We start from the raw sequence: 24,255 nt of genomic DNA on the forward strand, positions 1-24,255 counted from the left end.
TGACCTGGAGTGATCAATTGTGGTAGCTGGGTGTGTTCCAGGCCACTAGTGTGGGTTTCATCAATGCGCTTCGGCGCAGCTGCGAGCATCAGTGAAAACAGAATTTCTGCCTCAGGTATAGGAAACGGACACTCATTGACCATCCGTCGTAGCGCCAAACACTTTCTTCCTGGAGGAAAATTGAAGAAACCACTGCGTGCCACCCTGAAGCGCGGTTCAATGGCCGGTGTTGCCACAGTCGGCGCAGCAGCGCTCCTGCTGACCGGCTGCGGACAGGCCCCCGACGCCGGATCCGGCACCGCTACCAAGAGCGACTTTGTTGGATGCATCGTGTCCGACTCCGGCGGATTCGATGACCAGTCCTTCAACCAGTCCTCGTTCGAAGGCCTCAAGAAGGCAGAGACGGATTTGGGCATCACGGTGAAGTCGGCCGAATCGAAGGCCAACAGCGACTTCGAAACCAACCTCAACGGCATGATCTCCGCCGGCTGCAACCTCACGGTGACCGTTGGATTCCTCCTGGGCGATGCCACCAAGGCCGCCGCCGAGAAGAACACCGACAAGCACTTCGCGATCGTCGACTACACGTACGAGACTCCGATCGCCAACGTCAAGCCGATCGTCTACGACACGGCGCAGGCGGCATACCTGGCCGGATACGCGGCTGCGGCCACCTCCAAGACCGGCAAGGTAGGTACCTTCGGCGGCATCAAGATCCCCACGGTCACCATCTTCATGGACGGCTTCTACGACGGCGTCCAGGCCTACAACAAGGCCAAGAACAAGACCGTCCAGGTTGTTGGCTGGGACAAGACCACCCAGGACGGTTCGTTCACGGGTGACTTCGAGAAGCAGGACACGGGCAAGCAGGTCACCATCAACCTGCTGGACCAGGGCGCGGACATCATCATGCCAGTCGCCGGACCTGTTGGTAAGGGCGCAGGCGCTGCGCTGAAGGAAGCCAAGGCAGCCGGCAAGGACGTCAAGCTCATCTGGGTTGACTCCGATGGCTACCTCACCGCTCCTGAGTACAAGGACCTCATGCTGACCTCCGTGGTCAAGCAGATGGGCGAAGCTGTTGAAGCCGTGGTGAAGGATGACACGGAAGGCAAGTTCAACAACGCAGCCTACGTCGGCACCTTGGAGAACGATGGCGTTGCCATCGCTCCGTTCCACGATCTTGACTCCGCTGTCACCGCTGAAACCAAGTCCGAGCTCGATGCCCTGAAGGCTGACATCGTCTCCGGCAAGCTGGTTGTCGAATCGGCAGCGAGCCCCAAGAAGTAAATCAATTCCTGGACGCGCCGCCAGTACCGAGCCCCGGTACTGGCGGCGCGTTTTTGCCCTGACTACGCTGGGCTCAAAGCCAGTGGCTTTGGAGCAGTACAGCCGTCCCTCGGACTCACAGAACGGTGGGAGTTGTGAAACTCGAATTGAAGGGGATCTCGAAAGCCTTCGGGACCTTCTACGCCAACCAAGACATCGACCTCGTGGTCGAATCCGGCCAGATCCATTGCCTTCTCGGCGAAAACGGTGCCGGAAAATCAACCCTTATGAACGTGCTGTACGGGCTGTACGAGCCCACAGCCGGCCAGATCCTGGTCAATGACCAGCCGGTCAGTTTCCGCGGCCCCGGTGATGCCATGGCGGCCGGCATCGGCATGGTGCACCAGCACTTCATGCTGGTCCCCGTCTTCACGGTGGCGGAAAACGTGGCCCTCGGTGCGGAGCCGACCTCGTTCGGCGGTGTGCTCAGCATGGACGAAACCCGGAAGAAGATCCGGGAAATCTCCGATAAATACGGCTTTGACGTGGATCCCGACGCCTTGGTGGAGGACCTGCCCGTGGGCGTCCAGCAACGTGTCGAGATCATCAAGGCACTGGTCCGCGAAGCCAAGGTCCTCATCCTGGACGAGCCCACCGCAGTGCTGACGCCGCAGGAAACCGATGAACTTCTGGACATCATGCGGCAGCTCAAAGCCGGTGGCACGTCCATCGTCTTCATCTCGCACAAGCTGCGTGAGGTGAAGGCTGTCTCCGACGTCATCACCGTCATTCGCCGCGGCAAAGTAGTGGGGGATGCGCCTCCCACGGCCTCCGCCACCGAACTGGCATCCATGATGGTGGGCCGCCCTGTCAGCCTGAGCCTGGACAAGGCACCCGCGCAGCCGAAGGAAACCACATTCGTGGTGGAAAACCTGACGGTCCGCGCTGCCAACGGCACCAACGTGGTGGACGGGATCAGCTTCGACATCGCCCAAGGTGAGATCCTCGCCGTCGCGGGTGTCCAAGGCAATGGCCAAACGGAACTGACCGAAGCCATCCTGGGCGTGCAGGAGCACGTCACAGGTTCGGTGACCCTGGACGGCAAGCAACTGCTGGGCCTTCCGGTCAAGGAAGTGCTGCGTTCGGGCGTCGGCTTTGTTCCAGAGGACCGCACTGTGGATGGACTGGTTGGACCTTTCTCGGTCGCCGAAAACCTGGTGCTTGACCTGTATGACCAAGCACCTTTTGCCAGCGGCATCAGCATGAAGCCGGCCAAGGTTGCTGAACATGCCAAGGCCAAGATCGAAGAATTCGATATCCGGACTCCCTCTGCGGGGTCGGCCGCTGGAACACTGTCCGGCGGCAACCAGCAGAAAGTGGTCATGGCGCGGGAGCTGTCCAGGCCCTTGCGGTTGTTCATCGCGAGCCAGCCGACCCGTGGCGTGGATGTCGGCTCCATCGAGTTCCTGCACAAGCGCATCGTTGCCGAACGCGACGTCGGTACGCCGGTCATGATCGTTTCCACTGAACTTGATGAGGTCATCGAACTCGCGGACCGGATTGCCGTGCTCTACAAGGGCAAGCTCGTGGGCATCGTCCCCGCCGGAACGCCCCGCGACACCCTTGGCTTGATGATGGCCGGCGTCGGCCCGGAAGGAGGCTCTGATGACTGAGAAGGATCAGTCCAAGAGCGAACCAACACCCGCCCTGCCCGCTGAGGACCAGTCCACAGCGGACCTCCGTGCGGCAGATGTCTCACTTGATACCGCGGGAGGCATGCTGGAACCATCCATCGTTCCGGTGTCTTCCCAAAGCGGCGATTCCGGAGCTCAGCAGGGCAGCCTTATGCGCCGCATCGTGATGGGCAACGGCTTCGTGTCCGTCCTGGCCGTCATCGTGGCACTGTTCCTGGGTGGCCTGCTGATTGCCAGCACGGACGCCCAGGTTGCCAAAACCGCAGGCTACTTGTTCGCCCGGCCCACGGACTTCCTCAGCGCGTTGTGGTCTGCCATGACCGAGAGCTATGTTGCCCTTTTCCAGGGGTCGATCTTCAACCCCCGGCAGGGACTGCAGCCGCTGCTTGAAACCATGACGGTGGCAACCCCGCTGATCTGTGCAGGCCTTGGTGTTGCCTTGGCCTTCCGCGCCGGCCTGTTCAACATCGGCGCACAGGGACAGATCATCATCAGCGCCACGCTGGCTGCCTACGCAGGGTTCGCCTGGCACTTGCCGTTCGGCCTGCACCTGCTGGTGGTCATCATCATTGGGGTCCTGGGTGGTGCACTTTGGGGTGCCATCGTTGGCATCCTCAAAGCACGGACCGGTGCACACGAGGTGATCGTCACCATCATGCTGAACTACGTGGCCTTGTTCCTGCTGGACTTCCTGCTGAACACTGCTGCGTTCCGGCGTCCGGGGGACAACAGCCCCATCTCGCCACGCCTGGACGAATCGGCAACCTATCCCGTCCTCATCCCCGGCTCCCGTCTCCACGTGGGATTCCTGGTGGCCATAGCGCTGACCTTCGGCGTGTGGTGGCTGTTGAACCGGTCCACCATCGGCTTCGAATTCCGTGCTGTCGGCGCCAACCCCATCGCTGCACGGACCGCCGGCGTCAAGGTATCCCGCGCCACCATCCTGGTGATGGCCATGGCCGGTGCCCTCGCCGCTTTCGGCGGTATTGCCCAGGTTGCCGGTACGGAAAAGGTGCTGACCGGCGGCGTCGCTGCCCAGATCGGCTTCGACGCCATCACGGTTGCCCTGCTGGGACGCAGCACGCCGTGGGGGACGTTCTTCGCCGGCCTGCTGTTCGGAGCCTTCCGCGCAGGGGCAGTGCAGATGCAGATCCAGACGGGAACGCCCATCGACATCGTGCTGGTGGTGCAGTCCTTGATCGTGCTCTTCATCGCGGCACCTCCACTCATCCGGTCGATTTTCCGGCTTGAACCCAAGAAGAAGAACAAGACACCTAAAGCGGCTCCCAAGGCTGCCCTCGTCAACGCCTCCGGAGGTGCCAAATGAGCGCGACAACCACCGCTCCGAAGTCGGGTTCAACGGCCCTGCCGGCGTTCCGGCCTTCCATGAAAGTCCCGCTCTCGCTCGGCATCCTTGCCCTCATAGCCTTGGTCTTCTTCGGCTTCCTGGGTCCGGACCAGACAGCCGAGATGAAGATCAGCGACGCCGGTGACGCCGTCGCCGTCCCGGCGCTCATGATTCCGGGGCAGGTGGGCGGGGTGGTCTTCGGCATCCTGCTGCTGGCTATGGCCGCCTACTCCATCTACCTCTGGACGCAGGGGGAGCGTTCACCCAAGTGGCTGCCCATTGCCTTTGCCGTGGTATTCGTGTTCGCGTTGCTCGTCTGGATCGTGGCCGGCGCACGGCAGCCGTCCATTTCGCTGGCAGGCCTCGTAGCGGGGTCGGTAACACTGGCCGTACCTCTGGTCTTCGGTTCATTGTCAGGGGTGTTGTGTGAGCGCGTGGGCGTGGTGAACATCGCCATTGAGGGACAACTCCTGGGCGGCGCCTTCACCGCCGCGCTGGTAGCCACCATGACGGGCAGCCCCTATATCGGCCTGATCGCGGCGGCTGCTGCCGGTGCCGCAGTCTCCATGGTCCTGGCGGTCTTCAGCATCAAATACCTGGTCAACCAGATCATTGTGGGCGTTGTCCTCAACGTGCTGGTCTCCGGCCTCACCGGCTTCCTTTACGGCACGCTGATGGTCCCCAACAAGGAGCAGTTCAACACCCCGGGGCGCCTGGACATCCTGCCGATCCCGCTGCTCTCGGACATCCCCATCATCGGGCCCATCCTGTTTGAGCAGTCCATTGCGGGCTACCTCATGTACATTGCCGTGGCCGTGGTGTGGTTCGGCCTGTTCAAGACCCGGTGGGGCCTGCGGGTCCGCGCCGTCGGCGAGCACCCGCAGGCTGCCGACACCCTGGGTATCAATGTCAACGCCACCCGCTTCTGGAACGTCACCCTGGGTGGTGCCATCGCAGGTATCGGTGGCGCAGTCTTCACCCTGGTGACCATCGATTCCTTCACCAAGGACATCTCCGGCGGCCGAGGCTTCATCGCCTTGGCAGCCTTGATCTTTGGCCGGTGGAACCCGATCGGCGCGTTCCTGGCATCGCTGCTGTTCGGCTTCGCGTACAACCTGCAATCCATCCTGGGCATCATCGGTACACCGGTGCCCAGCCAGTTCATGGCCATGCTGCCGTACTTGGTGACCATCTTCGCCGTCGCCGGTTTGGTGGGTAAGTCGCGGCCACCGGCCGCAAGCGGCATACCGTACGTGAAGGGTTGACGATGCCTGCGGATGACATCGATTGGCAGGCACTGGAAGAGGCAGCACAGCAGGCCATGCGCCACGCCTATGCGCCCTACTCCAAGTTCCCGGTGGGCGCTGCGGCCCTCACCGAGGATGGTCGGATCGTTACTGGCTGCAATGTGGAGAACGCCAGCTACGGGCTGACCCTCTGCGCCGAATGCGCACTTGTTGGGCAGCTTCACATGACAGGCGGTGGCCGGCTCGCCGCGTTCTATTGCGTGGACGGGCAGGGCAACGTCCTCATGCCGTGCGGCCGGTGCCGCCAGTTGCTCTACGAGTTCCGGGCGCCCGGCATGCAGCTCATGACCACGCAGGGAATCAAAACCATGGACCAGGTGCTCCCTGATGCCTTCGGTCCCGAAAACCTGGAGGAAACCACGTGACCAACACTGAAGCGTTCGACGCCGTCCAGATCATCTCCATCAAGCGCGACAAAGGCACCCTCACTCCCGAGCAGATCGACTGGACCATTGATGCCTACACGCGGGGTGTCATCGCCGAGGAACAAATGGCCGCGCTGAATATGGCCATCCTGCTCAACGGAATGGACCGCGCCGAGATTTCGCGGTGGACGTCCGCCATGATCGCCTCTGGCGAGCGGATGGACTTTTCGTCCCTGACAAAGCCCGACGGCGGACGCAAGGCTACCAGCGACAAACACTCCACCGGTGGGGTCGGGGACAAGATCACGCTCCCCCTGGCGCCGCTCGTTGCCGTGTTCGGCGTCGCAGTTCCTCAGCTCTCAGGCCGCGGGCTGGGCCACACGGGTGGAACGTTGGACAAGCTCGAAGCCATCCCCGGGTGGCGCGCCAACCTGAGCAACGACGAGATCATGGCCCAGCTCCAGGACGTGGGTGCAGTCATCTGCGCGGCAGGTTCCGGGCTGGCTCCTGCCGACAAGAAGCTCTACGCGCTGCGTGATGTCACGGGCACCGTGGAGGCGATCCCGTTGATTGCTTCCTCGATCATGAGCAAGAAGATCGCCGAAGGCACGGGCTCCCTGGTGCTGGACGTCAAGGTGGGTTCCGGTGCCTTCATGAAGGATGAGGCCCGGGCCCGCGAGCTTGCCGAGACCATGGTGGCCCTGGGCAAGGATGCCGGTGTGCACACCGTCGCCCTGATGACAGATATGTCCACGCCGTTGGGTTTGACCGCCGGAAACGCGATCGAAGTTGAGGAATCCGTGGAGGTCCTTGCCGGCGGCGGCCCGGAAGACGTCGTCGAACTGACCGTCCGCCTGGCTGAGGAGATGCTGGCCGGCGCCGGCATCCACGACGCCGACCCCGCGGCTGCCTTGAAGGACGGCCGTGCCATGGATGTCTGGAACCGGATGATCGAAGCACAGGGTGGCGACCCGCGTGCTGCGCTGCCGGTGGCCAAGGAATCCGAGGTTGTCTATGCTCCCGCGGACGGTGTCCTGGTGGAACTGGATGCGCTTTCTGTCGGTGTTGCGGCCTGGCGCCTGGGCGCCGGGCGGGCCCGCAAGGAAGACCAGGTCCAAGCCGGTGCCGGTGTCCGCATGCACGCCAAACCGGGCGCATTGGTCCGTGCGGGGGAGCCTCTGATGACACTCCTGACGGACACTCCCGGGAAGTTTGAACGGGCCAAGGAAGCGCTCCAGGATGCCGTGGTGATCGCGCCCGAGGGGTCACGCCCGGCACATCAGCTCATCATCGACCGCATCGCCTAGGCTTAAGTGTTCCGGGCCGTTCGGCAAGAACGGCCCGGAACACCAGTCATCCGGCGCCTGTGGGGGAGCCGGCTACCGTAAGGAAACCGTGCAGGGCATCAACGATTTCATCCTCGCCGCGGCGGAGCAGCCATGGGTGTTGTTCCTGGTGTTGGCCTGCTGCGTGATAGATGGCTTCTTCCCACCCATTCCGAGCGAATCCGTGGTGGTGGGCCTGAGTGCCGTGTCCGGGAGCAGCGGCGCGCCCAATGTATGGCTGCTCGGCGTGATGGCAGCCCTGGGAGCGTTCTCGGGGGACAACATCGCGTACATCATCGGCCGCCGCATAGGGATCCAGCGGTGGCGGTGGATGCGCACGCAGCGGATGCAGGGCGCCTTCCGTTGGGCAGGCAAGGAACTCCGACGCCGGTCCGCCTCGCTCATCATGGTGGCCCGCTTCATCCCCATTGGCAGGGTGGCCGTCAACCTGACGGCCGGTGCCACACACTTCCACCACCGACGCTTCGTGGCCCTTACTGCCATGTCCGCCGTCCTGTGGGCCACGTATTCGGTGATCCTGGGCTACTTCTTTGGAGTCTGGTTCGAAGACAACCATCTCCTGGGCGCCGTCATAGCGATCGTGGTTGCCGTGATCCTGGGCATCATCATCGATCGGATCATCAGCAAAGTCCGTGGATCAGTGCCGTTGGACGGCAAGAACATCCCCGAGGAAGACGCTCCGACTCCACCCACGGTATGACGCCTCCGGCCCCGGAAGATCAGCCCGGCGGTTGACGACGGCACCTTATCAGCCCCTATAGCGTTAAGCGTGTGATCCCAAGGCTGGGACGTAGCGAACGACGTCCCGGCCGTGGGACACTAGAGCGACTTCCGTCACACCGTCAAGTCATATTCGTCTAGGAGCTACCGCCGCGTGGAGTTTTTGAACCAAATGCTCGAGCATGCAGCCGGGCAGCCCTGGATATACCCGGTCCTGCTGGTCTTCTTCTTCATTGACGGATTTGCCACCATCCTTCCCAGCGAAACAGCCATCGTTGGCCTCTCGGCGCTGTCCCTTCACAGCGGAGAGCCCAACCTGTGGATCCTGGGAGCCACCGCACTGGTAGGTGCCATGGCAGGCGACAACATGGCCTACTTGCTGGGCCGGAAGATCGGCCTCACCCGCTGGAAGTGGATGCGCCGGCCCAAGGTCCAGAAGATGTTCGCCTGGGCGCAGTATGAGTTGGATAAGCGCGGCGCGGTCCTCATCTTCACGGCCCGCTACATTCCCTGGGGCCGCGTAGCAGTGAACTACGTGGCCGGACAAACCGGCTTCCGCCACCGGACTTTCTTCTGGTTGGACGCCTTCGCCTGCATCACCTGGGTAGGTTACTCCATCGGTATCGGCCTCCTCGCGGGCCAGTGGGTGCACCACAACCCGCTCCTGGGAGTCGGCATCGCGGTTGCCTTCGCCGTGGTCCTGGGCATTGTGGTGGATCACGCCCTCCGTTGGTGGCACAAATACCTGGAGAAGAAGGACCTCGCCAGGGAGGCTGCTGCCAGCACCGAAGTGACAGCTGTCGATCCCGCTGAAAAGGCGATCGCCGGCGTCGACCTCTCCAAGCCCGCCAGCTAAGGCGACCGGCAGTACCAGCCAGAGCGGCTGTGGGGATTAGTCTTAGTACGTGACTGAGCCCATACTTGACGCCGCCCCTGCCCTTGACTTCGATCTGAAGAGCCTCCCCAAGGTTTCCCTCCACGACCACCTGGACGGAGGCCTCCGCCCCGCCACCATCATCGAGCTCGCTGAGGCGGTCGGCCACACGCTGCCGTCCACCGACCCCGTTGCGCTGGGTGAATGGTTCCGCGAATCAGCCGACTCCGGCTCACTGGTCCGCTACCTCGAAACGTTCGACCACACCATTGCTGTCATGCAGACCAAGGAAGGCCTCTTCAGGGTGGCCAAGGAGTTCGTGGAAGACCTCGCCGAGGACGGCGTGGTCTACGGCGAAGTCCGCTGGGCACCGGAACAGCACCTGCAGAAGGGCCTCACCCTGGACGAGGTTGTTGAAGCCGTCCAGACCGGCCTTGAAGCCGGTGTTGATGCTGCTGACGAGCGCGGCCAGCAGATCCAAGTGGGCCAGCTCATCACCGCAATGCGCCACGCCGATCGTGGCCAGGAGATCGCAGAGCTCGCTGTCCGCCACCGTGCCAATGGCGCTGTGGGCTTTGACATTGCCGGCGCCGAAGACGGTTTCCTCCCGTCCCGTTTCAAGGACGCTTTCACGTACCTTGCCGAAAACAACTTCCCGGCCACCGTCCACGCCGGTGAAGCAGCGGGCCTGGAGAGCATCCAGTCAGCCCTGGTCGATGGCCGTGCCCTGCGCCTGGGCCACGGCGTCCGGATCGCCGAGGACATTTCGGTGGAGTTTGAGGACAATTCCGACGACGACGGCGAAGACACCGTCGGCATGGTGACCATCGGCAGCGTGGCGGCCTGGGTCCGCGACCGCGGCATCGCCCTGGAAATCTGCCCTTCCTCCAACCTTCAGACCGGTGCGGTTTCCGGCTTTGGCGATGGCATCGAGAGCCACCCCGTGGACATGCTGTTCCAGCTCGGCTTCAACGTCACGATCAACACGGACAACCGACTCATGAGTGGCGTCACCCTGACGGACGAGTTCGAACTGCTGGTGGAAACCTTTGACTACGACCTCGATGACCTCCTTGAACTGACGCTCAACGCCGCCGAGGCAGCCTTCCTGCCGCTGGACGAACGCGAAGCCTTGGTTGAGTACATCAACGATGCCTACGCCAACCTCGGCTAACAACGCCGACGGACTCACGGAGCTCATTGGGACGATCGCCGCGCTGCGTGAGCACTGTCCTTGGATGGGTGCGCTGACGCACGAATCGCTGGTGGAATACCTGATCGAGGAAGCCTACGAAGTGGTGGATTCGATCGAAGCCGGCGACTCCCCGGAAAGGGACAGCGAGCTCCTGGGCGAGCTGGGCGATGTACTGCTTCAGGTAGTACTCCACGCCCGGCTCGCCGAGGAGCGCGGCAGCTTCGATTTCGCGGACGTGGTGCGCAGCATCAACGCCAAAATGGTCCGGCGGAACCAGCACGTCTTCAAGGCCGATGGATCCCTGCGGGAGAGTTTCCCGGCCAGCGTCGAAGAAATCATCGTCAAATGGGACGCCGCCAAACGTGCCGAGAAGCCGGAACGGAAGGATCCCTTTGAAGGCATCCCGCCGCACCTTCCTGCGTTGGCAGCAGCACAGAAGTCCCTGGATAGGGCAGCCCGCGCAGGGGTGAAGGTCGACGCGCAAGGCCCCGTGGCCGCCGTCGGGCTTCCCGTCATCCCGGCCTCGGAAGAGGAGCTCGGTGAGCTGCTGCTGACTGTCGTGGCCGGTGCCCGGGAGCAAGGACTCGACGCCGAACGGGCCCTCCGTTCCGCTGTTCGATCGTTTCAGAACAGCCAGTCCCAGCCTTCATGACGTGGGTCTTTGGAAGTTGTTCCGTAACCTAAGCCACTCTGGACTACGCTAGTAGCGACGAGGACGTTGAGAATTTCCCTCCTCATTCCTGTAATTTGCCCATAAGGAGCACATCCATGGCGCTTATCGATGCCATCCACGCACGCGAGATCCTTGATTCCCGCGGAAACCCGACCGTAGAAGTTGAGGTCCTGCTCTCCGACGGCCAGATCGGCCGTGCAGCAGTTCCCTCCGGTGCTTCCACCGGCGAGCACGAGGCCGTTGAGCTTCGCGACGGTGACAAAGGCCGTTACCTCGGCAAGGGTGTCCAGAAGGCCGTTGACGCCGTCATCGACGAGATCTCCCCGGCCCTGATTGGTTTCGACGCCACTGACCAGCGCAGCATCGACCAGGCCATGATCGACCTGGACGGCACGCCCAACAAGGGCAAGCTCGGCGCCAACGCCATCCTGGGTGTTTCCCTGGCCGTCGCCAACGCTGCAGCAGCTTCGGCTGACCTGCCGCTGTACAAGTACCTGGGCGGCCCGAACGCCCACGTCCTGCCGGTTCCGCTGATGAACATCCTCAACGGTGGCTCGCACGCGGACTCCGACGTGGACATCCAGGAATTCATGATCGCCCCGATCGGTGCCGAGACCTTCTCCGAGGGCCTGCGCTGGGGTGTTGAGGTCTACCACAACCTCAAGGCTGTCCTCCAGGAAAAGGGCCTCTCCACGGGCCTCGGCGACGAGGGTGGCTTCGCCCCCAACCTGCCGTCCAACCGCGCTGCACTGGATCTGATCCAGGAAGCCATCAAGAACGCCGGCTACACCCCGGGCACGGACATCGCCCTGGCACTGGACGTTGCATCCTCCGAGTTCTTCAAGGACGGTGCCTACCAGTTCGAAGGCAAGGCACTTTCCGCTACCGAGATGAGCGCGTACTACGCTGAGCTCGTTGCCGACTACCCGCTGGTTTCCATCGAGGACCCGCTGGACGAGAACGACTGGGAAGGCTGGAAGACCCTCACCGATACCATCGGTGACAAGGTCCAGCTGGTGGGCGACGACCTCTTCGTCACCAACCCGGTCCGCCTGCAGCAGGGCATCGATTCTGCAACGGCCAACTCCCTCCTGGTCAAGGTCAACCAGATCGGTTCCCTGACCGAGACGCTGGACGCCGTTTCCCTGGCCCAGCGCTCCGGCTACACCACCATCACCTCGCACCGCTCCGGCGAAACCGAGGACACCACCATTGCTGACATCGCCGTTGCCACCAACGCGGGCCAGATCAAGACCGGTGCCCCGGCCCGCTCCGAGCGCGTCGCAAAGTACAACCAGCTGCTGCGCATCGAAGAAGAACTCGACGACGCCGCACGTTACGCCGGCCGCAGCGCGTTCCCGCGTTTCAAGGGCTAGCCTTCAGCGAAAACACGTAACCGGTGGCTATGGTGGAAAGACCATGGCCGCCGGTTCTGTTTAACGCGGGCCAGGTCAACAACAGCAAGCGCAGCAACCCGCCAGGCAAGCACCGGGCATTACAGGAGTGTCATGGCCACCCGTCGTCCAAAGGTACCCAGGGCCGACGCACTGGGCCCCTCCAGTGCAGGCCGTTCCTCCGGCGCGGGCCGTCCCGCCAGCGAAACCCGGGCCACCGGCGCCAGTCCGCGAACTGCCGCCAAGAGCACTGAGGGTGCAGGGACAAAAGGTTCCGGTTCCAGTAGCGGCGATGTCATCAAAGCCGAGTTTGGCGGACCGCGGATAACTGCCAAAACCCCGACGCCGGCAGGCGGCACCAAAGCACCCGCCGGCAAGAAGCCATCCGTGGGCCAACAAAAGCCCACGGACAAGGCATCCGGCAAGCCGGGCACCAAGGCCACATCTGACCATGATCTGGATCCAGTGCCGGCCAAGGCGTTTTCCGGCAGGATGCTGGCGCTGGCAGTGGTCATGATTGCGATCACCATTATGCTGGCCCCCACGGTGAAGATTTTCCTGGAAAAGCGCGCCGAAATTTCGGCGCTGGAAGCCGAAATTGCAGGACGGAAAGCAGAGCAGGCCGAGCTCAACAAGCAGCTTTCCCGGTGGCAGGACCCCAACTACGTGAAACAACAGGCCCGCGACCGCATTAACATGGTTATGCCGGGTGAAACAGGTTACTGGGTGTTTGGGGGAGAAGAAGCCGCCGGCACGCCGGGTGGCCGCACCGGCTCCGGATCGTCTGCAAACCCGGAAAATCTGCCCTGGGTGGATGCCCTCTGGGAGTCAATCAGACGATCGGCAACTGACTAGACGCGGTGCCCACCGCCGTCGTGTCCGCAGTGGACACGGCAACAAGGGCAGGAAGGGTGGCAGCGCAAGTGGAAGAGAACACGGCAGCCGAGCCGCAGGAATCCCGCCAGCCATCAGCACATGATCTTGAGGTCCTCAGCCGCCAGCTCGGCAGGCCGGTACGGGATGTCGTTGAGATCCCTGCGCGGTGCGTCTGCGGCAATCCACTGGTGGCCGCTACCGCACCGCGGCTCAGCAACGGAACACCGTTCCCCACCACGTTCTACCTGACCCACCCCGTCATTACCTCCGCGGTGTCGCGGTTGGAAGCGGGCGGCCTCATGAACGAGATGAATCATCGCCTCACGGCCGACCAGGACCTGGCGGGCGCCTACCGCAGCGCCCACGAGGCCTACCTCCAGGCCCGCGATGACATCGCCGGCCGCTCCGGAACCGGCGCTGTCCCCGAAATCGACGGCATCTCCGCCGGTGGCATGCCCACCAGGGTGAAGTGCCTCCACGTCCTGGTTGGGCATTCCCTGGCTGCTGGGCCGGGAGTCAACCCGCTGGGAGACGAAGCACTGGGCGCCATCACGGAGTGGTGGACCAAGGACCGTTGTTACTGCGATGGTGCGTGGGACACTGCCGGTGAGGCACCGTCCCGGGACCTGAGCCGGCACGGACCGCAGGGGCTGCCGGACATCGTGGGGCGTCCAGCGCCGGTTCGTACCCCGAAGACGGACACTCCGGGCCACCAGGAAGGCACTGCATGAGCCGCGTTGCAGCGATCGACTGTGGAACCAACTCCATCCGCCTCCTCATCGCGGATGCTTCAGCAGACGGCGCGCCGGGCCCGCTGGCCGACGTCGTGCGTGAGATGCGCGTGGTTCGGCTCGGCCAGGGTGTGGATGCCACCGGCGAGCTTGCACCCGAGGCCTTGGAACGCACGTTTGAAGCAACACGTGACTACGCCGAACTGATCAAGGCGCACGGCGCCGGGCACGTCCGTTTCGCCGCTACGTCCGCCACCCGTGACGCCCGCAACCGGCAGGTTTTCGTGGACGGCATCCGGGATCTCCTGGGTGTGGAGCCCGAGGTCATTTCCGGGGACGAGGAAGCGGCGCTTTCCTTCGCCGGCGCCAGCAGTGTCCTGCCGGCCACGGGGGAGGACCCCATCCTGGTGGTGGACCTCGGTGGCGGCAGCACTGAGTTCGTCCTGGGCGACTCCACTGGCGTCATCGCGGCACGCTCCGTGGACATCGGGTGCGTGCGGCTCACCGAACGTCACCTTCGCAGCGATCCGCCCACCGCTGCGCAAATCGCGGCAGCAGAGGCCGACGTCGATGCCGCACTTGATCTTGCTGCGCAGACGGTACCGCTTGACCGCGCCACGGCCGTAGTGGGCGTTGCCGGTTCCATCACCACCATCACCGCCCACGCGTTGGGCCTGGACGAATACCAGCCGGACCGGATCCATGGTGCGTCACTGGATCTCGAAACCATCACCGACGCGTGCACCAACCTGCTGGAAATGACGCGGGACGAGCGCGCAGCGCTTCCGTACATGCATCCGGGCCGCGTGGACGTCATCGGCGCCGGCGCCTTGGTGTGGCGCCGGATCCTTGCCCGCCTGGCCAGTGTCAGCAGTGGCAGGATTGCTGCGGCCGTCTCCAGCGAGCACGACATCCTGGACGGCATCGCCCTCAGCATCCGGGACGCGGCATGACGTTGCGTTTTCACCGGACCCTCTCCGCTGCCCTTGCCACGGTCTTGGCAGGCGGGGCGTTGGCCGGTGCGCTGTTGACGGCCCCTGCCGCCACCGCAGACGCGTGGCGCGACAAAGAGTTCTGGCTCAAGGATTCGGGTGTCACCAACGCCTGGCAGGTTTCCAAGGGTGCCGGAGTGAAGGTTGCGATCATCGACAGCGGCATTGATGGCAACCACCCGGACCTCAAAGGCGTGGTGGTGGGCGGGACGGACGTCTCGGGCGCGGGAGCACCCAACGGGCAAAAGAGTATTGGTGCCAAGACCGAGCACGGAACCTTGGTTGCCACGATGCTCGCCGGGCGCGGCCACACCACACCCACGGCCTCGCCTTCACCAACGGGGTCCGCGCCGCCTCCAGTACCACCCACGGTCCCTCCTGCAGGGGGACCGGATGGGATCATCGGTGTCGCTCCTGAAGCGCAAATCCTGGCCGTCTCCACCTGGCTCGGATCACCCAACCCGGGTGGCAAAACGGACCAGGAGCAGATTCCGGACGCCGTGCGCTGGGCCGTGGACAACGGCGCCAAGGTCATCAACATCTCCTTGGGCAGTACCTCGCCGGACTGGCCGCAGAGTTGGGACGCGGCCTTCCTTTATGCAGAGCAGAAGGATGTGGTGATCGTCGCGGCCGCCGGGAACCGCGTGGGCGGCAACGTCCAGGTCGGAGCCCCGGCAACCATTCCCGGTGTCCTGACTGTCGCCGGACTCGACGGTGAGGGGCGCGCCAGCGTCGACTCCTCATCCCAGGGCATCAGCATCGGCGTCGCCGCACCGGCCGAGAAGCTGGTAGGCGGCATCCCCGGCGGTGGATACGCCGATTGGGCGGGAACGTCCGGTGCTGCCCCGATCGTTTCCGGTGTGGCCGCCCTGATCCGTTCCAAATGGCCGGAGATGAGTGCCAATCAGGTCATCAACAGAATTGTGAGCACGGCCAAGGACGCGGGAGCTCCGGGCAAGGACCCCCTCTACGGTTACGGCATCCTTAACGCCGAGGCGGCACTGAAGGATGAGGTGGCTGCCACCAGCAGCAACCCATTGGGTTCCATCGCTGACTGGATCCGGGTCCACCGCCGGGGAGATTTCAGCGAGCCGTCGCAGGCTCCCGTGGCGAGCCCCACCAGCGCAGCACCCACGCTCGCCGATCCGACCGTTCCGGCCGCGAAGACGCCGGCCACCGTCGACGACGCCCTGCCGGCCGCCGTCGTGCTTGGATTTGGAGCCTTGTTCCTTGCCCTGGTGACAGGGGCCGCGATCCAGTTGAGGAGGGTCGCCAAAAACGCTCCAGCGGTGGCCGAGGAGGCCGAAACGGGCGCGCTTCTGAAAGTGGATCCACCCGCCCGGACGTAGTTAGTGAAGATTTTCACAAAGTACTGTACTCTGGACTCATGGCAACCACCCCAGAGCTCATTGACCGTCCCCGGGTTCTCGTCGTCGGCGGCGGCTACGTCGGCCTGTACGTAGCCCTCAAACTGCAAAAGAAGATCGCGAACGCGGGCGGCATCGTCACCGTCGTTGATCCACTGCCGTACATGACCTACCAGCCCTTCCTCCCGGAAGTAGCAGGTGGCAACATCGAGGCACGCCACGCCGTCGTCTCCCACCGTCAGCACCTGAAGCAGACTGAGCTCATCCAGGGCCGCGTCACCAGCATCGACCACGCCAACCGGACCGCGGTCATCGCCCCGTCCGATGGCGGCGACAACTTCGAAATCCCGTACTTCGATGTCGTCATCGCAGCAGGCGCCATTACCCGGACCTTCCCCATCAAGGGCCTCGCGGACAAGGGCATTGGCCTGAAGACCATCGAGGAAGCCGTTGCACTGCGCAACAAGGTCCTGGAGCGCATTGAAGCCGCTTCCACCATGACCGACCCCGCAGAGCGCGCCAAGGCACTGACCTTCGTAGTGGTGGGTGGCGGCTTCGCCGGCATCGAGTGCCTCACCGAAATGGAAGACCTCGCCCGCGCCGCAGTGCGCAACAACCCGCGCATCCGCCAGGAAGAAATCCGTTTCATCCTTGTCGAAGCCATGGGCCGCATCATGCCCGAGGTCACCGCCTCGCAGGCCGAGTGGGTTGTGGAGCACCTCCGCAGCCGTGGCATCGAAGTACTCCTCAACACTTCCCTTGACAGCGCCGAGGGCAACCTCAAGCTGATCAACCTCCCGGACAAGACCCCGGCCCAGGAAGTTGAAGCAGACACCCTGGTATGGGCTGCCGGCGTGCAGGCCAACCCGATGATCCGCTCCACCGACTTCCCGCTGGAACCCCGTGGCCGTGTCCGCGTCCTCCCGGACCTGCGCATCGCAGGCGACGAGGGCATCGTGGAGAACGCCTGGGCCGCCGGCGACATCGCCGCTGTTCCGGACCTCACGGGCAAGGGCCTGCCGGACGGCACTTGCGTCCCCAACGCCCAGCACGCCCTTCGCCAGGCCAAGAAGCTCGCCAAGAACCTGTGGGCTTCCCGCTGGGACAAGCCGCTGCACGACTACAAGCACAAGAACCTTGGTGCTGTGGCCGGCTTCGGCGAGTGGAAGGGTGTTGCCAACATCAACCTGCTCGGCCGCATCGGTCTCAAGGGCGGCCTCGCCTGGCTGGCACACCGTGGTTACCACGGCATGGCCATGCCCACGGTTGAGCGCAAGTTCCGTGTGATCTTCGGCTGGATCCTGGCCTTCTTCGCCGGCCGCGACACCACGCAGCTGATGGACCTCGACAACCCGCGCGGTGCCTTCGTGGCCGCTGCAACGCCCGCTCCCAAGCCCGCTGCCGCTCCGGCACCTGTAGAGGCCAAGCCTGCGGCTGAGGAAGCCAAGACTCCGGTCACTGCCGCCGCCAAGTAGTCAACGCACGGCGCAGTCAACGCACGACGGCGGCCGCTCCCTTTCGGGGAGTGGCCGCCGTCGGCGTTTAAGCAGTTGTGCCGACGGCGGTGGCGGGTTGCTGCGCCCCTAGACTGTTGCCATGTCCGGTGAAACCGATCTGAAGACACTCCTGCAATCCCTCCACCCCGTAGCCCGCGATGGCGACTACGTCTACGCCCTGTGGCCACATGGCAGGCCGCTGGAGGGCGGGATCGAGGCGGCTGTGCGCGAGGCCGAGGGCCTTACGGTTGTCCTCCGCCGGGACGAGGCTGATGCGCTGGGTCTGAGCTACGACTTCGTGGCCTCGTGGATCACGCTCCAGGTCCACTCGGCACTCGAAGCGGTGGGCCTCACGGCCGCCGTGAGCGCCGCCCTGACCCACGCGGGAATCAGCTGCAACGTCCTGGCGGGTTTCCACCACGACCACCTCCTGGTGCCTTCGGCCGACGCGGGCCGGGCCATGGATGTGCTCCGGCTTTTGGGAAAAGGTCTCGTGCTCCGAAGTGAGCGTCCCGAGGACCGCGCCGAGATTCTGGAACTGACTGCCCAGGCCTTCTCCGTCTCGCCGGTAACCGGTGAACCCGTGGACGGCGTGCCGATTGAAGCAGGGCTGCTGCGCGAGCTCTTTGAGTGCCCTGAGTACCTTCCGGAGTTCAGTATCGTCGCCGAGATGGGTGGGGAGATTGTGGGGCATGCCATCAGCACGAGGGGCTGGATCGGAGACTTGGAACTGCTGGGGCTGGGTCCGATCGGCGTGCTTCCCGCCTTTCAGAAGCGCGGGGTAGGTTCAGCCTTGATGCGGGAGACGACGGCCCGTGCCACAGCCGCAGGGGAGCCCGGCATTGCCCTGCTCGGCAGCCCCCTGTACTACATGCGCTTCGGTTACGTGCCGGCAGCCTCTGTGGGTGTGCAACCGCCGGAGGCGATGTGGGGCGATCACTTCCAGTTGTTGACGCTTCCCGCGTGGCCCGACGACGTCCGCGGCACCTTCCGCTACGCCGGGCCATTCAGCGGGCTGTAGCTGGGATACCATGGTGCGGGCGCCCCAGTAGCCCAATTGGCAGAGGCAGCGGACTTAAAATCCGCGTGTTGTGGGTTCGAGTCCCACCTGGGGCACAAGCAGAAAGACTCCCGAAACCCTTGCGAACAAAGGGATTCGGGGGTCTTTTTCCTTGGCCCGGGCTAGGCCGTCCACGAGGGGCTTGCTGGTCTGTCTGAACCTGGCTGATCCGCCCACATCGCTTCCGCCGTGCTCCCAAGGGTCCTCCGCGGAAATTCCCAGCCCGCTCGTAGATTCCCCACAGGCAACGAGTGTTATAGGGATGTGACCTGAATCACTTATGTTCGCCGCCCAATTGCATTAGTTTGAGTCTTAATCAGGAACACCTGAGTAATCGCATCAAAGGCAGTTCGCACCTTTCGATCGAGGAGACAACGCATGTTTGATCTTTCCCCAGCGGCGCCCCGAGCCGCCAAGCTAACAGCGCTTGGCATTGGGGTCGCTCTCTTGGCCACGGCCTGTGGTGGGTCTTCGACTCCTACCCAGACCGGGTCTTCTTCCGCCGCGGCGGCAGGCATTTCCTGCCCGGCTCCCAGCGGCGGGGCGGGAGCCGGCAACAGCCAGGCTGCCACCAACACGGGACCAGTACCTCCCTCGACCACCACCACAGACGCACCACTGAAACTTGGATCGCTCCTGCCGACGACGGGGTCGCTGGCGTTCCTCGGCCCGCCCGAAATTGCCGGTGTCAACCTCGGCATCAAGGAAGTCAACGACGCCGGTGGCGTACTCGGCGCACCTGTCTCCGTGGTCCACCGCGACTCCGGTGATACCAAGACGGACATCGCCACCCAGTCCACCACCGCCCTCCTGGGCCAGGGCGTGAGCGCCGTCATCGGTGCTGCATCCTCGGGCGTTTCCAAGACGGTCATCAACCAGATCACGGGCGCCGGTGTCATCCACTTCTCGCCCGCCAACACCTCGCCTGACTTCACCACATGGGACGACAAGGGCCTCTACTGGCGAACTGCACCGTCCGACGTCCTGCAGGGCAAGGTCCTGGGCAACTACATGGCTACCTGTGGAGCGCAAACCGTTGGCATGATCGTTCTGAACGACGCTTACGGAACCGGTCTCCAGAAGAACGTCAAGGAAGCCTTCGAGGCCGCCGGTGGCAAGGTTGTTGCTGAGGAACTCTTCAACGAGGGTGACTCCCAGTTCAGCAGCCAGGTGGACAAGGTCCTCGCCGCCAAGCCGGATGCGATCGCCCTGATCACCTTCGACCAAGCCAAGAGCATCGTCCCCCTGATCACGGGCAAGGGTATCAAGCCCACGCAGCTGTTCATGGTTGATGGCAACACCTCCGATTACAGCAAGGACTTCCAGGCCGGCACCATGAAGGGCGCACAGGGAACCATTCCCGGTACGTTCGCCAAGGACGACTTCAAGAAGAAGCTCCTCGCCATCGATCCCGCCCTGAAGGATTACAGCTACGCAGGCGAGTCCTACGACGCCGTGAACCTGATCTCTTTGGCCTCCGAGGCCGCCAAGAGCACCAAGGGCACGGACATCGCAGCCAAGCTGAAGGAAGTCTCTGAGGGCGGCGAGAAGTGCACCACCTTCGCAGCATGTGTCACGTTGCTCCGCGACGGCAAGGACATCGACTACGACGGCCAGTCCGGTCCGGTCACGTTCTCCGACGCTGGTGACCCCACCGAGGCGTACATCGGTATCTACGAATACCAGGATGACAACACCTACAAGCCGGTCCGCGAAGAGTTCGGCAAGCTCTAAGCCGCAGCCGGTCCAAACCGCAGTCAGTCACAGGCCCCCTTCCTCATCTGGAAGGGGGCCTGTTCTGTGCTGGGCTGCGTTCTGTGGTGTCGCTACCCGCTGCAGGGGAGAAACCCATCAAGGACCCGGGTCACCATTTCCACGCCCTGACGCTCAAAGACGGCGTCTCCCACGTGGTGTGCCCAGACCACCGTGCCCACCGACTGGTTCAGGTTTTCCAGGGTCCACAGGTGGTGGTCCTCCTCGCTGGTGACAACCCTGCCCAAGCCCTCGTGGAAGGCCGCGGCGAGCGTTGGCTGAGCGAGCAGCTGCTGGTGGCTGAGCCGGACCAGGTCATGAACCCACGGGCGAAGCTCGGCACGGCCAAAATCGATCACCTTGATCACTCCGTCGTCGTCCAGCCAATTCCTGGGCTGGTAATCGCCATGGGTTGTCACAAGCGTGGCAGGACCCGGCTCCAACGACTCAAGGACCTCTTGTAGTCTTCTTTGCGTCTCCTCGGGCAGGAGAGAGTGCGCGCGTTCAATGAGGGAGCCCGTCCTGGCCGCCAGCGCCTTTGCGTAACCGCGGGAGGTTCCCGCCGGCAGGTGCATCCTTGAGAGCAGCATGCCGGCCTCACGGTACGTCCTGGGATCGGATTCGGAAGAGGTTCCAGCTACCAGGGTCCCGGGCAAGTACCCGGTGACCAGGATGCCTGCCTCAGGCGACGCGTGCTTCAGGGTGGGTACCCTGCCGTGCAGCCCCGGCAGGCCCCGCGAGTAAGCCGCAATTTCGCGCCGGATGTGGTGGCTCGTGGTGCTGGCTTTGACGATGTACTCCTGGCCATCCGGGGCAGCGACCTGAAGGACGGTGGTGTCCTGGAGGGGCCATGAGTGGTCCTGAACCACGGTGAAGCCACCAAGCCATGTCAACAGGAGGCTTTGCTGCAGTTCCGTGATGGTTCCCGTCATCAGTCCAGCATGCCATTGGGTGGCATTTCGCGTTGACCGAAGGGGTCCAGGCGGCTTCCGCTCCCTTGGCAGGAGTGTGTCTCAAACAGCGGAAGGCCCCGGGTGGTGTCCCGGGGCCTTCCGTCGTGTGTGGCTGCGGTGGTTAGACCTCGTCCGCCAGAGTGCCCAGATAGAGCTGGATGACCTTGGGGTCCTTCATAAGCTCACGGCCGGTACCCGTGTACGCGTCCTTGCCCTGGTCCAGTACGTAGCCGCGGTCGCAGATCTGCAGGCATCGGCGGGCGTTCTGTTCCACCATGATGACCGAGACGCCGGCACGGTTGATCTCGTGGACCCTGAGGAAGGTTTCGTCCTGTTTGACGGGGGAGAGGCCAGCAGACGGCTCGTCCAGGAGCAGTACAGCCGGATCCATCATGAGCGCCCTGCCCATGGCTACCATCTGTCGCTCACCACCGGAGAGCGACCCCGCACGCTGGGCGCGACGCTTAGCCAGTTCCGGGAACAGGCTGGTCACAAAGTCGAAGCGCTCAGCGAAAGCCTTGGGACGCTGGAACATGCCCATCTGGAGGTTCTCTTCGATGGTCAGTGCTGCGAACACGTTGTTGGTCTGCGGCACGAAGCCAACACCCTGGGTCACCAGCTTGTTGGCTTTCAAACCCGTGAGGTCCTGGCCCCGGACCACCACGGTGCCGGAGTGGACTTTCACCAGCCCGAACATGGCCTTCAGCAGGGTGGACTTGCCGGCACCGTTGGGGCCGATGATGCCGATCAACTCACCCTTGCGGGCCTCGATGCTGCATCCGTTGAGGATGTTGACGCCGGGAATGTAGCCGGCTACGAGGTTGGTGACTTTGACGACGGAATCGCCTGCCGGAGCAGCTGCTGAGGCGGGCATTGCGGCGGGGCTGCTCATTTCCCGTCCTCCTTCTTGGTTTCAACGATGTCGGACAGGATGCCGGCGTCTTCAGTACCCACCACCGACTCTTCATCGGCCTCAAGCTCGGCTTCGAGCACCTTGATGCCTTCAGCATCGCCGAGGTCCACGTCGTGGTGGGCGCCAAGGTAGGCGTCGATGACGGCAGGGTTCTTCATGACTTCGCCCGGAGGGCCTTCAGCCACCACCTTGCCTTCGGCCATGACCACTACCCAGTCCGCGATATGCCGGACCATGTTCATGTCGTGCTCCACGAACAGCACGGTCATGCCTTCAGCCTTCAGGTTCTTGATGTGGTCCAGCAGCGACTGGGTCAGAGCGGGGTTCACACCGGCCATGGGCTCATCGAGCATCACCAGCTTGGGCCGCACCATCAGGGAACGTGCCATTTCCAGCAGCTTCCGCTGTCCACCCGAGAGGGACGCAGCGTAGTCGTCCTTCTTGGCATCCAGCTTGAACTTCTCCAACAGCACGTTGGCCTGGGCTGTGATTTCCTTCTCGCGGCCTCCCCACATGCCCTTGAAAAGGGCCTTGGAGAGCCGTTCGCCGGGCTGGTCCGCTGCGCCGAGCCGCATGTTCTCCATGACGGTTAGTTTGCCCATCACCTTGGTCAGCTGGAACGTGCGCACCATGCCCATGCGTGCCACCTTGTAGGAGGAAACGCCTGCCAGGCTGTTGCCCTCAAACTGCCACTTGCCTGTATTGGGAGTGTCAAAGCCGGTGAGCAGGTTGAACAGGGTGGTTTTGCCGGCGCCGTTGGGGCCGATCAAAGCAGTGATTTTGTGGCGCGGGATCTCAAGGTATTCGACGTCCACTGCGTTGATGCCGCCAAAGGACCGGGTGACATCCTCTGCCACCACGATGGGATCTCGCTTCTTGCAGCCGGGGGTGTTCTCCCCGACCGCGATGGGCCGCGAATCCGTCATGTAGTCGATATTCTCGGTATTGCGTTCGTTGGTCTCACTCATGCGAAAGCAAGCTCCTTCTTATTGCCGAAGACGCCTTGCGGGCGGAAGATCATCAGGAGCATCAGCGCGACACCCACCAGGATGTAGCGCAACTGGCCGGCTTGGACGGTGGTCAGCCACGTGACTGCCCCTGATTCGATAAGGCCGTAGAGCAGGCTCTGGGTCAGCGACAGGACAACCCAGAAGATCATGGCTCCGATGACCGGCCCCAGGACAGTGGCCATGCCGCCGAGGAGGAGGCAGGTCCACAGGAAGAACGTCAGTTCCGTGCCGTAGTTGGATGGCTGGACGGCGCCGCGGGGGAGTGTGAAGATCATGCCCGCCAAGGCTCCCAGGACACCACCGATGATCAGTGCCTGCATCTTGTAGGCGTAGACGTTCTTACCGAGCGAGCGGACAGCGTTCTCGTCCTCGCGGATGCCCTTCAGGACACGGCCCCACGGGCTGCGCATGAGGAGCCAGACCAGCACACAGCACACGATTACGAGTCCCCAACCGACCACCCGGATGAAGAAGTCACGGTTGTTCATGCCCATGTAGGACCCCTCGGGGAAGGGGTTCATGGCGTAGAACGTGTTCTCAAACGCGGCCAGGCCGTTGGCGGAACCCGTAACGCTGGTGAGCTGGTTGGTGGTGACTACGTAACGGACAATTTCTGCCGCTGCGATGGTGACGATTGCCAGATAGTCGGCGCGTAGCCGGAGGGTGGGAATACCGAGGATGAAGGCGAAGATCACCGAGCAGAGAATGGAGATGATCAGTGCAAGGAAGAACGGAGCGTCGAAGCTCAGGGTTGAGATGGCGAAACCGTAGGCACCAACTGCCATAAAGCCTGCCTGGCCGAAGTTCAGCAGGCCTGAGTAGCCGAAGTGAACCGCAAGACCCAAAGCGGCCAGTGCGTACGCCGCCGTCGTCGGGCTGAATAATTCGCCAAGGGCGCTGGAGAAAATGAATCCGAAGTCCAT

22 protein-coding genes and 1 tRNA gene are annotated in these 24,255 nt (G+C 63.4%); 19 read left to right on the forward strand and 4 right to left on the reverse strand.

Features of this window, described 5'->3' with window-relative positions; genetic code table 11:
- Positions 1-48 precede the first annotated feature (48 nt).
- The 19 genes from ABQM86_RS06825 to ABQM86_RS06915 all read left to right on the forward strand — a co-directional run bounded on the left by ABQM86_RS06825 (position 49) and on the right by ABQM86_RS06915 (position 20,438).
- A complete protein-coding gene (locus tag ABQM86_RS06825) occupies positions 49-1,287 on the forward strand; it encodes a BMP family protein (RefSeq protein ID WP_207596768.1) in 1,239 nt (412 codons plus the stop codon).
- A gap of 134 nt (positions 1,288-1,421) precedes the next feature.
- Complete coding sequence (locus tag ABQM86_RS06830) at positions 1,422-2,939, forward strand: ABC transporter ATP-binding protein (RefSeq protein WP_207596769.1); 1,518 nt, start codon at positions 1,422-1,424, stop codon at positions 2,937-2,939.
- Positions 2,932-4,287 carry an ABC transporter permease gene (locus ABQM86_RS06835; protein WP_369746250.1) on the forward strand — a complete coding sequence of 452 codons (1,356 nt, stop codon included), beginning with the start codon at positions 2,932-2,934 and terminating at the stop codon, positions 4,285-4,287. Before ABQM86_RS06830 ends, ABQM86_RS06835 begins: the two co-directional genes overlap by 8 nt.
- A complete protein-coding gene (locus tag ABQM86_RS06840) occupies positions 4,284-5,573 on the forward strand; it encodes an ABC transporter permease (RefSeq protein WP_089594145.1) in 1,290 nt (429 codons plus the stop codon). The genes ABQM86_RS06835 and ABQM86_RS06840 overlap by 4 nt, the downstream gene beginning before the upstream one ends.
- A 2-nt stretch (positions 5,574-5,575) precedes the next feature.
- Positions 5,576-5,980: a cytidine deaminase gene (locus ABQM86_RS06845; protein WP_280627437.1), complete on the forward strand. Its 405-nt coding sequence runs from the start codon at positions 5,576-5,578 to the stop codon at positions 5,978-5,980.
- Positions 5,977-7,287 (forward strand): thymidine phosphorylase, encoded by a 1,311-nt coding sequence (locus tag ABQM86_RS06850; protein ID WP_369746251.1) that lies wholly within the window; start codon positions 5,977-5,979, stop codon positions 7,285-7,287. The genes ABQM86_RS06845 and ABQM86_RS06850 overlap by 4 nt, the downstream gene beginning before the upstream one ends.
- 88 nt (positions 7,288-7,375) lie before the next feature.
- Positions 7,376-8,026, forward strand: a complete 651-nt coding sequence (locus tag ABQM86_RS06855) for a DedA family protein (RefSeq protein WP_207596773.1) — start codon at positions 7,376-7,378, stop codon at positions 8,024-8,026.
- Between the two features lie 192 nt (positions 8,027-8,218).
- Complete coding sequence (locus ABQM86_RS06860) at positions 8,219-8,902, forward strand: DedA family protein (RefSeq protein WP_207597504.1); 684 nt, start codon at positions 8,219-8,221, stop codon at positions 8,900-8,902.
- A gap of 49 nt (positions 8,903-8,951) precedes the next feature.
- Entirely contained in the window at positions 8,952-10,094 is a 1,143-nt protein-coding gene (locus tag ABQM86_RS06865; protein WP_207596774.1) for an adenosine deaminase, read from the forward strand.
- Positions 10,072-10,767: a MazG nucleotide pyrophosphohydrolase domain-containing protein gene (locus ABQM86_RS06870; RefSeq protein WP_207596775.1), complete on the forward strand. Its 696-nt coding sequence runs from the start codon at positions 10,072-10,074 to the stop codon at positions 10,765-10,767. The genes ABQM86_RS06865 and ABQM86_RS06870 overlap by 23 nt, the downstream gene beginning before the upstream one ends.
- A 116-nt stretch (positions 10,768-10,883) precedes the next feature.
- Entirely contained in the window at positions 10,884-12,164 is a 1,281-nt protein-coding gene (gene eno, locus ABQM86_RS06875; protein WP_207596776.1) for a phosphopyruvate hydratase, read from the forward strand.
- Positions 12,165-12,296: 132 nt separating this feature from the next.
- Entirely contained in the window at positions 12,297-13,037 is a 741-nt protein-coding gene (locus tag ABQM86_RS06880; protein ID WP_207596777.1) for a septum formation initiator family protein, read from the forward strand.
- Between the two features lie 68 nt (positions 13,038-13,105).
- A complete protein-coding gene (locus ABQM86_RS06885; protein WP_280627439.1) occupies positions 13,106-13,789 on the forward strand; it encodes a DUF501 domain-containing protein in 684 nt (227 codons plus the stop codon).
- Positions 13,786-14,742 (forward strand): Ppx/GppA phosphatase family protein, encoded by a 957-nt coding sequence (locus ABQM86_RS06890; protein WP_280627440.1) that lies wholly within the window; start codon positions 13,786-13,788, stop codon positions 14,740-14,742. Before ABQM86_RS06885 ends, ABQM86_RS06890 begins: the two co-directional genes overlap by 4 nt.
- Positions 14,739-16,130 carry a S8 family serine peptidase gene (locus ABQM86_RS06895; RefSeq protein ID WP_280627441.1) on the forward strand — a complete coding sequence of 464 codons (1,392 nt, stop codon included), beginning with the start codon at positions 14,739-14,741 and terminating at the stop codon, positions 16,128-16,130. Before ABQM86_RS06890 ends, ABQM86_RS06895 begins: the two co-directional genes overlap by 4 nt.
- A gap of 38 nt (positions 16,131-16,168) precedes the next feature.
- Positions 16,169-17,623 carry an NAD(P)/FAD-dependent oxidoreductase gene (locus ABQM86_RS06900; protein WP_207596780.1) on the forward strand — a complete coding sequence of 485 codons (1,455 nt, stop codon included), beginning with the start codon at positions 16,169-16,171 and terminating at the stop codon, positions 17,621-17,623.
- A 121-nt stretch (positions 17,624-17,744) separates the two neighbouring features.
- Positions 17,745-18,665 carry an N-acetyltransferase gene (locus ABQM86_RS06905; RefSeq protein ID WP_369746252.1) on the forward strand — a complete coding sequence of 307 codons (921 nt, stop codon included), beginning with the start codon at positions 17,745-17,747 and terminating at the stop codon, positions 18,663-18,665.
- A 21-nt stretch (positions 18,666-18,686) separates the two neighbouring features.
- Positions 18,687-18,760 (forward strand) — tRNA-Leu (locus ABQM86_RS06910).
- Between the two features lie 322 nt (positions 18,761-19,082).
- A complete protein-coding gene (locus ABQM86_RS06915) occupies positions 19,083-20,438 on the forward strand; it encodes an ABC transporter substrate-binding protein (RefSeq protein ID WP_207596782.1) in 1,356 nt (451 codons plus the stop codon).
- 92 nt (positions 20,439-20,530) lie between these two features.
- Here ABQM86_RS06915 and ABQM86_RS06920 read toward each other — a convergent pair whose 3' ends face one another.
- From ABQM86_RS06920 to ABQM86_RS06935, 4 genes are all read right to left on the reverse strand, one after another.
- Positions 20,531-21,388, reverse strand: a complete 858-nt coding sequence (locus tag ABQM86_RS06920) for a phosphotransferase (RefSeq protein WP_369746253.1) — start codon at positions 21,386-21,388, stop codon at positions 20,531-20,533.
- Between the two features lie 142 nt (positions 21,389-21,530).
- On the reverse strand, positions 21,531-22,301 hold the full coding sequence (locus tag ABQM86_RS06925) for an ABC transporter ATP-binding protein (RefSeq protein ID WP_207596784.1): 771 nt from the start codon (positions 22,299-22,301) through the stop codon (positions 21,531-21,533).
- Positions 22,298-23,290, reverse strand: a complete 993-nt coding sequence (locus tag ABQM86_RS06930; protein WP_207596785.1) for an ABC transporter ATP-binding protein — start codon at positions 23,288-23,290, stop codon at positions 22,298-22,300. Before ABQM86_RS06930 ends, ABQM86_RS06925 begins: the two co-directional genes overlap by 4 nt.
- A complete protein-coding gene (locus ABQM86_RS06935) occupies positions 23,287-24,255 on the reverse strand; it encodes a branched-chain amino acid ABC transporter permease (RefSeq protein WP_089594158.1) in 969 nt (322 codons plus the stop codon). Before ABQM86_RS06935 ends, ABQM86_RS06930 begins: the two co-directional genes overlap by 4 nt.

The sequence above is a fragment of the Paenarthrobacter sp. AMU7 genome (assembly GCF_041200195.1).
Taxonomy (GTDB): domain Bacteria; phylum Actinomycetota; class Actinomycetes; order Actinomycetales; family Micrococcaceae; genus Arthrobacter.